The following is a 14,004-nucleotide window of genomic DNA, read 5'->3' on the forward strand; positions in this document are numbered from 1 at the left end:
TAAAACATACCAACTAGTTCAAGTAAACGTTAGAGTACATGCCCCAGGCCCTTGAAGAGATCGATGCAGAAGCAGCGCTGGTCGAAACCATTCCGGCCTTCGACCAGCAGCACGTCTCTCCCATCCGCGTCTTCAGCCCATGGATCGTCGCCATGGTCGTCACCATCGGCACCTTCATGGAGGTGCTGGACACCAGCATCGCCAACGTTGCCCTTCCTCACATCGCCGGAAGCCTCTCAGCGTCGCAGGACGAGGGCGCCTGGGTCCTGACCAGCTACCTGGTCGCCAACGCCATCATCCTTCCCATCAGCGGCTGGATCTCGACCGTGATGGGCCGTAAGCGCTTCTATCTCACCTCGGTTCTCTTCTTCACCGTCTTCTCCGCTCTCTGTGGCCTGGCTCCCTCGCTCGGACTCCTCATCGTCTTTCGTGTCATGCAGGGACTCGCCGGTGGCGGTCTGCAGCCCTCCGTCCAGGCCATCCTCGCCGACGCCTTTCCTCCGCAGAAGCGCGGCATGGCCATGGCGCTCTACACCGTGGCTATCCTCGTCGCTCCTGTTCTGGGCCCCACGCTCGGAGGATGGATCACCGATAACTACTCCTGGCGCTGGATCTTCTACATCAATATCCCCATCGGAATCCTCTGCTTCATTCTCACTCGCGTCGTTCTTGAAGATCCGCCGCACCTGAAGGCAGCGCGCGCCGCAGCCAGGGGCAATCTGCGCATCGACTGGACCGGCCTCAGCCTGATCAGCCTCGGCCTGGCCACCCTCGAGATCGTCCTCGACAAGGGACAGGAGCTCGACTGGTTCGGCTCGCACTTCATCGTTGGCTTTGCCACCGTCTCAGCCATCTCTCTTGTGGGCGCCATCATCTGGGAGTGGAACCACTCCCACCCCATCGTCAACCTCCATCTGCTCAAGGAGAGGAACTTCCGGTCCTGCTGCATCCTTATCCTGGGCCTGTACGCCGTCCTCTACGCCACCACTTACCTGCTGCCGCTCTTCATGCAGCAGATGATGGGCTACGATGCCACCACCGCCGGCTTCGCGCTCTCTCCCTCCGGTCTCTTCACCATGATAGAGGTCCCTCTGGTCGGCTACATGCTCACCCGCGGCTTCGATCCCCGCAAGCTTATCTTTGCTGGCCTGTCGCTTATTGGTATCTCGCTCTGGTGGATGGGCTCGATGAACCTCGGGGTTGCTGAGATCGACATGATCCTGCCCCGCACTCTCCAGGTGCTCGGCGTTGGCCTGACGACCGTCCCCATCAGCACCATCATGTTCCGCTTCCTCGCCAAGGAGGACAGCTCCCAGGCCGCAGGCCTCTACGCACTCGTCCGCAACGAGGGCGGAAGTATCGGCATCGCGCTCAGCAGCACCCTGCTGCAGCGCAAAGCCCAACTCTTCCAGCAGACTCTCGGGCAGAACATGGTCGCCTCTTCGCCCTGGGTCCAGCAAGCCATTGCAGCCATGTCCGCGCATCCTGGAAACGCCGCCGACAACCACTACACAGCCATGGCCCGTCTCTACGCCGCCATGCAGCAGCAGGCGAACCTTCTCTCCTACATGGACCAGTTCCGCGCTCTCGGCATCGTCATGGTTGTCATGCTGCCGCTCATCTTCTTCCTCAAGCGCCCACCTACACAAAAGCACATCGAACTCGACGCACACTGATCCTCATGACGCACTAAGCAAGAAAATGGGTGCCTCATCTTCGACGCAGCTTCATCGCGTCGAAGGTGGGCCATTCGCGCCAAAGCGCGAACCCGCTTCTAACCCGGATCGCGAAACATCACCGCAGATACTGTCGTGCATCCCCCCAAAGCTCCTGGACGATCACACCCGCCCGTTCCGGCCGCGCAAACCGTGCCGCCTGTCCGGCCCACATCTGCATCCGTTCCGGATCGTTGCTCCGAACCGCCTCCTCGCGCATCAGGCGGGTAAACCCACGTTGTACAGGATAAGGCGCGGGTGGTGGAGCATCAGCCGCGGCGGCCGCTTCCACATAATGCGTACGTACACTTCTCCCTGCACGCCCAGAAAAAGCCCTGGTGAGGCGGGTATCCTGCGCCTCCGTCCTTCCCAGCCTCTCCCGATAGGCCGAAGGAATCTTTGCCTCCGGCGCGCGCAAAAAACCCGTGCCGATCTGTACGGCGCTTGCCCCCAGAATCAACGCTGCGGCAACTCCTCTCCCGTCGGCAATCCCTCCTGCGGCAATCACCGGCACCGAGACCGCATCGCAGATCTGCGGAAGGAGAGCGATCAGGCCGATCGATTCGGTCTCCGCCTTTGCGGCATCGAACGCACCACGATGTCCTCCCGCCTCCATTCCCTGCGCGACGATTACGTCCGCTCCGGCTGCCTCTGCAGCCCGTGCCTCCGGAACGGTAGTCGCCGTAGCCAACCAGAAAATGTCTCTGGATTTCATTTCCGCCACAAAGTCTGGCGGAAAGATTCCCATGATCGACGAAACAGCTACAGGCCGCACCGCAAGAATGGCCTCGCACTGAGCCTGGAAGTCCGGCAGGACCGCATCGCCCATCTCCGCAGTGGCCGCCGGCCCCCACGAGGACAGAAAATCGCGCTGCCGTTCTTCGGCCTTTTCATCGCGTACAGGCGCTGGATCCGGAATCCAGAGATTCACCTGGAACGGCCCATCGCTCTGCTGACGAAACTCCTCGGCCCAGGCAGCGATCGCATCCGCCTTCATCAGAACCGCACCGCATGCTCCCATCCCTCCCGCGTCTGCGACAGCAGCGGAAAGAGAAGGCGGACACGCCCCGGCCATGGGAGCCAGAAAGACAGGCAGGCGTGTACCCAGCCTGCTGGCAAATTCCTCTGCACGAGCGAGTGGGGATCGGGAATTGCCCGGAATCATGACGCCTCCGAATCAAAAGCCGTGAGCCCACGGATTCGCCACGGTCTCCCCAAATCTTATCGGCTTCCCCGCATCGGCTGCCGGAATCGTCCCGAATATCGAACCTGCGAGGATCCTCCCCTGGCTCGTTACCAGTAAACAACACAAAATAAAACAGAAAACATCCGTAATGAATCTGCATTCATAATTACCGCAACGAAACACGTCTATCCGGGTTCTAATAAACCGAGTGCCTGATCCGCACGGCAAGGCGGGCAGGAACCTCAGCCGGTTATCCGCGAAGCCCAGCTCGTTCGGGCAAAAACGACGGATCTCTAGCGAAGGCAGGCAATGAACCTCTCCTCTAAATTCCGCAACGTTTTCGGAGCCGCCGTTCTTGGGACTGCAATCTTTGCTGGCGCCGCTTTCCTCTCCCCTGTCCCCGCACACGCTCGGGTCTTTATCTCAGTGGGGATCGCGCCTCCTCCCATCCCTGTTTACGCACAGCCCGTGATGCCCGGCGATGGCTATATATGGACGCCGGGATACTGGGCCTGGACCGGCGAAGGTTATGAATGGGTTCAGGGAGCCTGGGTTCTTCCGCCCTACGTCGGCGCGCTCTGGACCCCCGGTTACTGGGGCTACGGTTCCGGAGGCTACTTCTGGAACGCCGGCTACTGGGGTCCGTCCGTCGGCTACTACGGCGGCATCAACTATGGCTTCGGCTACTTCGGTATCGGCTTCTACGGTGGTTACTGGAACAGAGGGCACTTCTGGTACAACCGCGGCTATAACCACTTCGGCCCCGGCTTCCGTGGTAGCTACATCTACAACCGTCCTTATTCAGGACACTTTGACGGTCGTCCTGGCGGTTCCAGCTGGACGAATCATGGCCACAACTTTGCCGGGAATCGCGGCTCCTACTACAACAACCGCGGCAACAACTTCGCCCAGGGTACGCGTAACGGCTTTGGAAACCGCGGCGGCCTGACCAGCGTCTCAACCGGTCGAAACTACAACAACCATGAATTCAATAATGGTGGCCGCCAGGGTTTTGATCGCAACAATAACTTCCGCGGCAACCCCGGTTCGCAGCACAACTTCGCTGCTCCCAGCCAGGGCTTCGGCAACCGCGGCAGCTTCGCCAATCGTGGCAACCAGGGCCAGAGTATGGCCCAGCGGGGTGCTCAGGGCTTCGGTAACCGTGGCAGCTTCTCGGCTCCACAGTCTCGCCCCAGCTTCGGCAACTCCGGAGCGTTCCGCGGTAATTCGGCAGGCAACTTTGGTGGTGGCTCCCGCGGCAGCTTCGGCGGAGGCGGGTTCCACGGCGGCGGCGGTGGCTTCCATGGCGGAGGAGGCGGCGGCGGAGGGTTTCATGGTGGTGGCGGCCACGGCGGCGGACATCGCTAATCCGCAATCCTCTTGAAGGTAGTCATTTCAAAACGGCTGAGATCGCAATGGTCTCAGCCGTTCTTCTTTTTCCCCCCCTCAAAAATCATCCCGTCATCCTGAGCCGAGCGGGGTTCCGGTGAACTTGCTCGCTGAGGCAGGAAGGCAAAGAATCCCCTGTATTTTTCCCATACAACACAAAATGTCATCATCTCGAACCTGACGGTATCAACCCAAAAGGTCGTCATTCCGAGCGAAGCTCAACGGAGTGAAGAAATCCGCTTCTCATCCACACCTTGCCGCCCCACCCGCACCAGCCTGCCGCTTTACCACCGCCAATCCAATCCCGTACCCTTGCACTCTGATCGAAATTCAGGAGCATCCATGCCAGTCGAGGTATTCCCGTCTCAATCCAGCGTCTCTGAATCCTCCAAAGCCACTCGCCGCGACTTTCTTCAGGGCGCCCTCGCCGCCGGCACCCTTGCTGCTACGGGCCTTCATTCGACGTCCGCCTCCGCCCAGCCAAAGCAGAAGCGTCCCAACATCGTCTACTTCCTCGGAGAAGGCCAACGTGCCGACGCGCTCTCGATCGAAGGCCATCCCATCCTCAAAACCCCGAATCACGACCGCATCGGCAAAGAGGGCATGCGCTTCAAAAATGCCTTCTGCACCAATGCGCTCTGCGCTCCCGCCCGCGCCGCTGCGCTTACTGGCATGTACTCCCGATCCACCGGTGCCCTCTCCAACGAGCACCTCAAGCAACCGCTTCCCTCCGACATTCCCCTCTTCACCGACCTGCTCAAACAGGCTGGCTACGAGATCGCCATCCTCGGCAAGGTCCACATGCATAACGGAGTCGAGGACCGTCACTGGGACTACTACTTCGGCCACAACGATCCGGGCAACAACTACGTCAATCCCTTCTTCAAAGAAGGCCGCAACGGCACCGTCGGCCCCCAGAAGCAGTACCACAACGTCTACCCCGACGATCTGACGACCGACAAGGCTCTCGAGTGGATCGATCAGGATCGCGGTGACAAGCCCTTCTGCCTCCTCGTCTGGTTCGTCGCTCCGCACGAGCCATTCTTCCGGCCCCGCCGCCATCTCGATCTCTACAATGGCGTCCCCATCCCCAAACCCGCCACCTTCGATGACGATCTCAAGGGTTACCCCGGCAAACCCAAGAGCTTCATCAACGCCGAAAACAAGATCGGCACCACCTACTCTCACGTCGCCTGCGGCTCGCTTGAGGGCATGGCCAAGGATTACTATGCCGGTCTTGTTGCCGTCGACGAGAACATCGGCCGCGTCCTCGATCACCTCGAAAAGAAGGGCATCCTCGACGACACCGCCGTCCTGCAGACCTCCGACCACGGCTATTTTCTCGGCGAGTGGCGCTGCTTCGACAAGCGCCTCATGCATGAGCCGTCTCTTCGCGTGCCTATGATGCTTCGCTACCCAAAGCGCGTCCAGCCCGGCACCGTTCGCGACGAGATGGTCCTCGATATCGACATTGCCCCCACTTTGCTCGATATCGCAGGCGTTCCCACGCCCTCACACATGCAGGGCAGGAGCATGATTCCTCTCGCGTCCAAAGCCAATCCCGATTTCCGCAAGGAGTGGTACTACGAGTATTACGAGTGGCCCAACCCGGAGAGCGTAGCGCCGCACCGAGGCATCCGCACCGAACGTTACAAGCTCATCCGCTACGTCATGGATCCGAGCGAAGGCGAACTCTACGACCTCCAGAGCGATCCGAGCGAGCGCAACAACCTCTACAACAACCCAGAACACGCGAAGCTACAGACCCACCTTGAACAACGCCTCGATGTTCTGCGCTCCGCCGTCCCTGAAAGACAGAAAATTTAGGTTAGTCCGCCGAGGTGGTGTTGGAGAAAATGCCTTCGTCCATCCGCCGGCGCCACCGGGCACCGGGTGTCCCATCTTCGGCGCAGCTCCATCGCGCCTAAGGTGAGCCATTCGCGCGAGCGCATGAACCACCTTCCAATCAGTGCCGCTTGCCCACCAGATCAACCGCCATCCCAGCGATCTCCCGCACCGCCTCAGGGTGCGCCAAGCCTCGCGCGCGAGCGGCCATCCCAGTACGCCGCCGGTCGTCCGCGAGCAGTTCCGTCAGTATCTGCAGCAGCCGCTCGGGAGTAACCTCAGCCTCAACGATCATCTCCGCCGCACCCGCAGCAACAAACGCCTCCGCATTCATCACCTGGTGATCGTCGGCAGCATAGGGAAACGGGATCAGCACCGCTGCCCGGCTTGCTGCTGCAACCTCCGCCACAGAGCTAGCACCGCTGCGGCATAGAATCAGGTCCGCCGCCGCAAACTGCGCCGCCATGTCGTCGAGGTAAGGCGTCACCGTCAGGCGCTCAAAGCCAGTTCCGGCCTCGTTGTAAGTCGCCAGCGTCGTCTCCGCATGACGCGCTCCCGTCTGGTGGACGACAGTAAGCCCGGGAAATCGTTCCAGCAGTTGGCCCATGATCTTTGGCAGGGTCTGGTTCAGAACACGGGCTCCCTGACTCGCGCCGAAGACCAGCAGCCGCCGCGCTGGCCCTTGTGAATGAGGCTCGATCGCAAAGAACTCCGGCCGCACCGGTGTGCCGGTCACTCGAGCATTGCGGAAGAAACGCCGGGTCTTCTCAAAGTTCACCGCAGCGGCGTTCACATGCTTGCCCACCAGCCGGTTCGCCATCCCTGCCGCGGCGTTAGGCTCGAAGACCAGCGTAGGAATCCGCAGCAGAAGCGCCGCCAACATTGCCGGGCCGGAGGCATAGCCTCCCACCCCGATCACCACCTGGGGGCGAAAGCTGCGCAACAGCTCCACGCTCTGCACAATGCACAGAGGAAGGGTGAACACAGTGCGCACTTTTGTCGCAAGGCTCACATTGTTGAGCTGTCCTACTTTGATCAGCTCCAGCGGAAAACCTGCTTCCGGCACCAGCCGCGTCTCAAGTCCTCGCGGCGTGCCGACAAAGCGAACCTCGGCATCATGAGCATCGCGCAGCTCCCGCGCAATTGCCAGGGCAGGAACCACGTGCCCGCCGGTTCCACCACCTGCAATCAGAACCCGCAGGCTGTTCCCTGTTCCCTGTTTCCTGTTCCCTGCACCATTCACGTCAGTCGATCTCTCGGGTGACGTTCAGCAGGACTCCCATGCTGGCCAGCATCACAAAGAGCGATGTGCCGCCGAAAGAGATAAACGGCAGCGTGATTCCCTTCGTGGGAACGAGAGCCACCACAACGCTCATATTGAAAAAGGCCTGGATCAACACGGTCGAGGTGATACCAAAGGCGAGGAAGCGCGCAAACGGATCGGTTGAAAGAAAAGCCGCGCGCATGCCGCGATAGCCCAGAATGATAAAGAGCGTGATCACCAGCAGCGCTCCGATCAGCCCCAGTTCCTCGCAGATGTTGGCAAAGATGAAGTCTGTATGCGGCTCCGGAAGATAAAAGAGCTTCTGCCGTCCTTCCATCAGGCCCAACCCGCGAATGCCGCCCGTCCCGACCGCGATCAGCGACTGCAGAATGTGGAAACCCGTCCCGCGAGGATCGGCCTCAGGGTTCACAAAAGCCAGCATACGGGCCCTGCGCCACGGGACGCGAAAGAGCATGTAATAAAGCACAGGCGCGGAACAAAGCAGGCCGATCCCCAGATACTTGACCTGCATGCCTGCGAGATAAAGCATCAGTGCGGTTACGGCAGCGCACACCATCGCGGTGCCGAGATCCGGCTCCTTCAGGATGAGCGCCACGAAGACCAAAGGAGGCAGCGCCGCACGAAGCACCGTGCCCTTCCAGTCATCCATCTTGTGGATGCGGGTCTGCAGGAAGTACGCCAGAAAGAGCACCAGCGCGGGCTTCGCGAGCTCCGACGGCTGGAAGCTGGCAAAACCAAAGCGGAACCAGCGATGCGTGTTATGGGAGTCCCGCATGGCGAAGACCCCCATCAACAGCACCATGGTGATTCCCACCACGGTGAAGACAAACTTGGGATTGTTATAGCGGCGGTAGTCCACCTGCATCAGCAGCGCGAGGGCGACCAGCCCGGAGATGGCCCACATGGCCTGCCGCAGCATGAAGTAGTACGGCGTCCCGAAGGCCGACTTGGCCATCACTGCCGAAGCCGAAAAAACAGTCACCAGCCCGAAAAGCACCAGCAGCAGCACCACTCCGAAGAGCCATTTGTCGACGCCTACTCTCTTCGCCATCTTCCTCTACCTGCTACTGATCCAGCTCCTGAACGATCCTGCGAAAGGTCCGTCCGCGGTGCTCGTAATTTTCAAACTGATCGAAGCTCGAGCACGCCGGAGCCAGAAGGACAACATCGCCGGGAAGCGCTGCCTTTGCGGCCTCATGCACAGCCACATCGATCGTTCCTGCTCCCACCATCTTCACGACTCCCTGGAGCTGCCGCTCAATCTTTTCCGCAGCAGAACCAATCGTATAAACAGCCTTGACCCGTTCCCGAAGCAAAGGACTGAGCGTGGTGTAGTCCGAGTCCTTGTCCTTGCCCCCCAGGATCAGATGAATGCCGCCGGGAAATGCGGCAACCGCCTTCATGGCTGCATCTACATTGGTCGCCTTGGAGTCGTTGAAGTAATCGACCCCCTCGACCGTGTGAACGAACTCCAGACGATGCTCGACCGCCTTAAAGTTGGCAACCGCGCTGCGAATCTTCTCTGCCGGAGCCCCCGCAAGACGCGCGGCGCAGATAGCCGCCAGCACATTCTCGACGTTGTGGGCGCCCTTCAGAGGAATCTCCGCGACTGGCATGATGGGTTCGGCCTTTGCTCCTTCACGGGGAACGAAGACGATGGCATCGCCGTACACAAACGTGCCCTGCTTGATGGGCCGACGCGGGCTGAACCAGAAGATCTGTGCCTTTGTCTTCGCCGCGACCATCTGGGTGGGTTTGTCTTCCGCGTTCAGGACGAGAAAATCTCCCGTCTGCTGGTTCTCCGTGATGCGGGCTTTCATCGCCGCATAGGTTTCGAAGCTGCCGTGGCGGTCGAGATGATCGGGAGTGATATTGAGCACGACCGCGATCCAGGGACGGAATTGCTGGATCGTCTCCAACTGAAAGCTTGAGACTTCGAGAACGTTGACGGTCTGGTCGGTGCTCTCCGGAATTAAGTTAATGACTGGCGTCCCGATATTTCCGCCCACTAGGGACGGCACTCCACTCTCGTCCAGGATCTTTCCTACTAGCGTGGTTGTCGTTGTCTTGCCGTTGGAGCCCGTGATCGCCAGAATCCGCCCCTTCAGGAAACGGCTGGCGAGTTCAAGTTCGCCGATGACAGGGACACCGAAGCCGATGACCTGCTTGACTTCGGGCGTGTCGAGCGGGACTCCCGGCGAGATGACGATGAGATCCTGCCTTCGAAAGGTCAATAGGCCATGTCCGCCGCTCTCGACCATAATCCCGGCCTCGAGAAGGGCAGGAATCTCACCGGCAAGCGCCGTCGCACTGCGGGCATCGCTCACGGTGACGCGCGCTCCCTGTTGCCGCAGAAACAGTGCAGCGGCGATTCCCGACTTTCCCAGACCGACGACGAGCACGCGCTTATTCTTTAGTTCCATCACAGTTTCCAATCAGAACACGGCTTCATCGCAACTTCAACGTGGTCAGTGCCAGCAGCGCGAAGATAAGAGCAAGAATCCAGAACCGTGCGATCACCTTCGATTCGGACCACCCAAGAAGCTCAAAGTGATGATGTAGGGGAGCCATCTTGAAGATGCGTTTGCCGTTGCGCAGCTTGTAGCTGCCGACCTGCAGCATCACGCTCAGGGCTTCGAGGATGAAGACGCCGCCGATAAACGGCAGCAGAAGCTCCTGCTTGATGGCTACCGCGACGGTCCCGATAGCACCGCCGAGCGCGAGGCTGCCGACGTCGCCCATAAAAATCTCCGCCGGATGCGCGTTGTACCAGAGGAAGCCGATACTGGCTCCGACCATCGCTCCGCAGAAGATCGTCAGCTCACTGACCATGGGCATGCGCTGCAGCTCAAGGTAGTCGGAGAAGACGACATGCCCGCTGACGTAGGTCAGCACGGTAAGCGCGCCCGCCGCGATGATGGTGCATCCGATCGCCAGGCCGTCCAGGCCGTCGGTCAGGTTGACGGCGTTGCTGGCTCCGGCGATGACGATCATCACGAAGATGACGAACGGAACAAAGGCCAGCCATTCCAGGTGCGGAATATGCCCCAGGCTATGCCATACCATGTCAGGACGGAAGCGCTTGAAGAATGGAAAGATCAGGCGGGTCGTATAGTTTCCGTGCGACTGCAGCACAAGCAGGGCGATTGCGACGGCAGCACTGACCAGCAGTTGCAGGCTGAGCTTGGCGCGCGCGGTCAAACCGAGATTACGGCGATGCACCACCTTGATGTAATCGTCAGCAAAACCGATGGCTGCAAACGCAAGCGTCGAAAGCATGACCAGCCACACAAACGGGTTGGACAGATCCGACCAGAGCAGCGTGGGGACCAGGATCGAGATACAGATAAGAACGCCACCCATGGTAGGGGTTCCGCTCTTCTTCTGGTGCGACTGAGGGCCTTCTTCGCGGATGTACTGACCGATTTGGAACTCGCGCAGCCGTTCAATGACATACGGGCCGATCAGCAACGCGATCAGCAGCGCCGTAAGGCTTGCGAAGACCGTACGGAACGTTACATAACGAAAGATGCGGAACAGGCGAAAGTATGGAAAGAGCTTTTGGTACAGCAGCCAGTAGAGCAAAACGTCCGCCTTCGAATGGGATCTGCAGCTTCAGGGAAACGGGAAGGGCTGCGGCTACGGGTTATCTTAACAGCCTGTTCCGGTGCAGCCCGGGAGGAATTTCTGCAGAGGAACCAAACTCCATCCCTTCAATTCAGTAGCTCCTCCAGAGCCTTTTCCAGTCGCACTCCGCGTGAGGCCTTCAGGAGAACCACGTCACCGGGCTCCAGATTGGCACGCATCCACCGCCCGGCATCCTCCGGGGTGACCACAAAGCTGGCGTTTGCTCCCGCAGCAGTGGCGGCCGTGACCAGCGCCGCTGCATGGCCGCGCACACCGACGATCGCGCTGACACCTTTTTCCGCCATCTTCTGCCCGCATTCGGCGTGGAGAACCTCCGCTTCGGTTCCGAGCTCCAGCATCTCCCCAGCCACGACGATGTGACGCTGCCCCGGCATCGACATCAGCGCATCGACCATGGCGTCCAGAGCACGCGGGTTCGAGTTGTACGAGTCGTTAATCAAGGTTGCACCTTGCCAGTTGAGGATCTCGCCCCTCTTGTCTGCTGGCTGCAGGCCGGCAATAGCAGCTGCGCATTCAACCAGCGGGATTCCACTCCACACCCCTGCAGCAAGGGCGGCGAGCGCGTTCAACACGTTATGACGGCCAAGTAGCTTAAGATGCACCTGGGCTCGCTGACGATCGGCCAGCACATCGAAGAGAACACCGTCAACCCCAAGCTCACGCAGATTCTCGGCGCGAACCTGCGCGCCCTCCGTCAGACCATAGAGGACAGCACGATCTGCCATGCCGCGACCGAAGTCGCGCACGAAGGGATCATCCGCGTTGAGGAACGCGATGCCATCTGCGGGAAGCGCCTCCACTAGCTCATATTTGGCCCGCGCAATTCCTGCCAGTCCATCAGGAAAGAATTCAATGTGGACGGGCGCAACGTTGGAGACGACGGCCCAGTCCGGCTCCGCAATGCGCGCCAGCGCAGCGATCTCGCCCGCATGATTCATCCCCATCTCGATGACGGCAACCTCGTGTTCCGGCTCAAGCCGCAGCAACTGCAGCGGTACACCGAAGGCGTTGTTCAGGTTTCCAGCCGATTTGAGCACGCGATACCGTGCAGCGAGAACCTGCGCGACGGCCTCCTTCGTCGTCGTCTTTCCGGCTGAACCGGTCACACCGATGACGCGCCCACCCCAGTGACAACGCACCTCCCGGGCCAACCGTTGTAGCGCCTTCAGGACACCGTCTTCGCCGTCGGCAACGCGCAGTAGCTTTGTCTCATCGATCTCCGCGGGTACCACCCATGCTTTGCTGACGACAGCGGCAGCGGCGCCCGCGGCAAGAGCGGCAACAACATAATCGTGTCCGTCAAGGCGTTCTCCCTTTACGGCAAAGAAGAGTTCCCCGGCCCCGATGGTGCGCGAGTCGATCGAGTAGCCCTGCGCCTCCACGTCTCCGTCAAATCTGCCTTCCGCGCGAATCCATTCGGCAATCTGGCCCAGTGTCAGTCTCATTCCATTCCTTTCAGTACGCGGGCAGCGACAGCCACGTCATCGAAGGGGACAGGTCCGCTCCGAAGTACCTGCACCTTCTCGTGTCCTTTGCCAGCAAGCAGCACGATGTCTCCTTCGCGGGCAGAATGAATCGCCGTCTCGATGGCTCGTGCGCGATCTTCTTCCACAATGCACTGCTTTCCCGTCTCCTGAACGCCTGCAAGCGCCTCGGCGATGATGGCCATCGGATCTTCGCCGCGGGGATTGTCGCTGGTCAGCACGACCAGATCGCTTCCCTCGCCTGCGGCGCGGCCCATCCGTGGGCGCTTGGTGCGATCGCGGTCGCCGCCGCAGCCAAACAATGTAATCACGCGCCCTCCGCATTCGCGCACCAGTTCGCGAGCCAAAACAATCAGATTTCGCAGTGCATCATCGGTGTGGGCGTAATCCACGACTACGGTGAAGCCACTCTTTGAAGGAACAACCTCGAACCTGCCCCGTACCTGGGCGCCGCTCTCCGCAGCGGCCGCAATCTGCTCGAGCGTCAACCCACGTGCATGCGCACTGGCCGCAGCCGCCAGCAGGTTGTAGATATTCACCCTTCCAGTCAGCAGCGACCTGATATCCACGGCACCATGCGGCGTCTGGAGCCGAAAGCGAGTCTCGCCGGCTCTCATGCTGATCTCTTCCGCGGAATAATCCGCTCCGGGATCGAGACCATAGCGGATCAGCTGCGAACGGTCGGCAGCCTCCGCGATCCTCTTTCCGTAGGGATCGTCCACGTTCACAACGGCGACACGGGGAGGAGGTGTTCCCACCCCCTGAAAGAGCTGCGCCTTCGCTGCGAAATAATTCTCCATGGTCCCGTGGTAATCCAGATGATCCTGCGTCAGATTCGTAAAGATCGCTACGTCCACGGGAAGACCCCAGACGCGCTCCTGCTCGAGAGCATGGCTGGACATCTCCATTACCGCCTCGGTCGCGCCTGCCTTCACCCCTTCGGCAAATAACTCCAGAACATCCCGAGACTCCGGCGTGGTGTGGGGCGACTCACGCACTTCTCCTGCGATGTGCGTCTCGATCGTCCCGATCAGAACGCATCTCCTCCCGATACTTCTGAGCATCGCTTCCAGCAGGAACGCCGTTGTGGTCTTGCCATTGGTCCCGGTCACTCCGCTCAATGCAAGATGCTGCTCGGGATGTCCAAAGACCGCTGAACTCGCCTCAGCCATGGCCCGCCGGCCATGTTGCACCAGTGCGACGCCTGTCTCCGCATGTTCGCGGCGCAGTCTGTCGTATTCTTCGGAAGAATCCGTCAATACAGCCGTTGCACCCTGTGCGATAGCCCTGTCGATGAACTGGTTGCCATCGGCAGTTCCTCCGCGCATCGCAACAAATAGATCGCCGGAACCTACACGGCGGGAGTCATACTGCACACCGTCAACAAGTGCGGCCGCTTCAGCAGACTTTACGGTTTCGATCTCCCGAAGAACCTCATTCCAGTTCATAGCA

The 14,004-nt window shown here is 60.2% G+C and carries 10 protein-coding genes; 3 read left to right on the forward strand and 7 right to left on the reverse strand.

Going from position 1 to position 14,004, the window contains the following annotated elements; genetic code table 11:
* Positions 1-38: 38 nt before the first annotated feature.
* Positions 39-1,676 carry a DHA2 family efflux MFS transporter permease subunit gene (locus GWR55_RS08765; RefSeq protein ID WP_162401928.1) on the forward strand — a complete coding sequence of 546 codons (1,638 nt, stop codon included), beginning with the start codon at positions 39-41 and terminating at the stop codon, positions 1,674-1,676.
* Between the two features lie 118 nt (positions 1,677-1,794).
* Here the strand turns inward: GWR55_RS08765 and GWR55_RS08770 are convergent, their stop codons facing one another.
* A complete protein-coding gene (locus GWR55_RS08770) occupies positions 1,795-2,880 on the reverse strand; it encodes a nitronate monooxygenase family protein (RefSeq protein ID WP_162401929.1) in 1,086 nt (361 codons plus the stop codon).
* Between the two features lie 330 nt (positions 2,881-3,210).
* On the opposite strand from GWR55_RS08770, the gene GWR55_RS08775 reads away from it, so the two are divergent.
* Together GWR55_RS08775 and GWR55_RS08780 are read left to right on the forward strand one after the other, a co-directional pair.
* Positions 3,211-4,269: a YXWGXW repeat-containing protein gene (locus tag GWR55_RS08775; protein ID WP_162401930.1), complete on the forward strand. Its 1,059-nt coding sequence runs from the start codon at positions 3,211-3,213 to the stop codon at positions 4,267-4,269.
* Positions 4,270-4,632: 363 nt separating this feature from the next.
* Positions 4,633-6,117 (forward strand): sulfatase, encoded by a 1,485-nt coding sequence (locus tag GWR55_RS08780; protein WP_162401931.1) that lies wholly within the window; start codon positions 4,633-4,635, stop codon positions 6,115-6,117.
* Between the two features lie 139 nt (positions 6,118-6,256).
* Here the strand turns inward: GWR55_RS08780 and murG are convergent, their stop codons facing one another.
* From murG to GWR55_RS08810, 6 genes are all read right to left on the reverse strand, one after another.
* Positions 6,257-7,378, reverse strand: a complete 1,122-nt coding sequence (murG, locus tag GWR55_RS08785; protein ID WP_238398731.1) for an undecaprenyldiphospho-muramoylpentapeptide beta-N-acetylglucosaminyltransferase — start codon at positions 7,376-7,378, stop codon at positions 6,257-6,259.
* Between the two features lies 1 nt (position 7,379).
* Positions 7,380-8,471: a putative lipid II flippase FtsW gene (ftsW, locus tag GWR55_RS08790; protein WP_162401932.1), complete on the reverse strand. Its 1,092-nt coding sequence runs from the start codon at positions 8,469-8,471 to the stop codon at positions 7,380-7,382.
* A gap of 13 nt (positions 8,472-8,484) precedes the next feature.
* Positions 8,485-9,843, reverse strand: a complete 1,359-nt coding sequence (gene murD / locus GWR55_RS08795) for a UDP-N-acetylmuramoyl-L-alanine--D-glutamate ligase (protein ID WP_162401933.1) — start codon at positions 9,841-9,843, stop codon at positions 8,485-8,487.
* Positions 9,844-9,868: 25 nt separating this feature from the next.
* A complete protein-coding gene (gene mraY / locus GWR55_RS08800) occupies positions 9,869-11,005 on the reverse strand; it encodes a phospho-N-acetylmuramoyl-pentapeptide-transferase (RefSeq protein WP_162401934.1) in 1,137 nt (378 codons plus the stop codon).
* A gap of 128 nt (positions 11,006-11,133) precedes the next feature.
* Complete coding sequence (gene murF, locus GWR55_RS08805) at positions 11,134-12,513, reverse strand: UDP-N-acetylmuramoyl-tripeptide--D-alanyl-D-alanine ligase (RefSeq protein ID WP_162401935.1); 1,380 nt, start codon at positions 12,511-12,513, stop codon at positions 11,134-11,136.
* The gene (locus GWR55_RS08810) at positions 12,510-14,000 is read right to left on the reverse strand and encodes a UDP-N-acetylmuramoyl-L-alanyl-D-glutamate--2,6-diaminopimelate ligase (protein ID WP_162401936.1); all 1,491 of its coding nucleotides are present in this window, start codon (positions 13,998-14,000) and stop codon (positions 12,510-12,512) included. Before GWR55_RS08810 ends, murF begins: the two co-directional genes overlap by 4 nt.
* Positions 14,001-14,004: the final 4 nt, after the last annotated feature.

It is taken from the genome of Edaphobacter sp. 12200R-103 (assembly GCF_010093025.1).
Lineage (GTDB): Bacteria > Acidobacteriota > Terriglobia > Terriglobales > Acidobacteriaceae > Edaphobacter.

What these genes read in the sequence shown, in the direction of transcription:
- GWR55_RS08765 (WP_162401928.1), top strand. Translation starts at nt 39, where the DNA reads ATGCCCCAGGCCCTTGAAGAGATCGATGCAGAAGCAGCGCTGGTCGAA.
- GWR55_RS08770 (WP_162401929.1), bottom strand. Translation starts at nt 2,880, where the DNA reads ATGATTCCGGGCAATTCCCGATCCCCACTCGCTCGTGCAGAGGAATTT.
- GWR55_RS08775 (WP_162401930.1), top strand. Translation starts at nt 3,211, where the DNA reads ATGAACCTCTCCTCTAAATTCCGCAACGTTTTCGGAGCCGCCGTTCTT.
- GWR55_RS08780 (WP_162401931.1), top strand. Translation starts at nt 4,633, where the DNA reads ATGCCAGTCGAGGTATTCCCGTCTCAATCCAGCGTCTCTGAATCCTCC.
- ftsW (WP_162401932.1), bottom strand. Translation starts at nt 8,471, where the DNA reads ATGGCGAAGAGAGTAGGCGTCGACAAATGGCTCTTCGGAGTGGTGCTG.
- murD (WP_162401933.1), bottom strand. Translation starts at nt 9,843, where the DNA reads ATGGAACTAAAGAATAAGCGCGTGCTCGTCGTCGGTCTGGGAAAGTCG.
- murF (WP_162401935.1), bottom strand. Translation starts at nt 12,513, where the DNA reads ATGAGACTGACACTGGGCCAGATTGCCGAATGGATTCGCGCGGAAGGC.
- GWR55_RS08810 (WP_162401936.1), bottom strand. Translation starts at nt 14,000, where the DNA reads ATGAACTGGAATGAGGTTCTTCGGGAGATCGAAACCGTAAAGTCTGCT.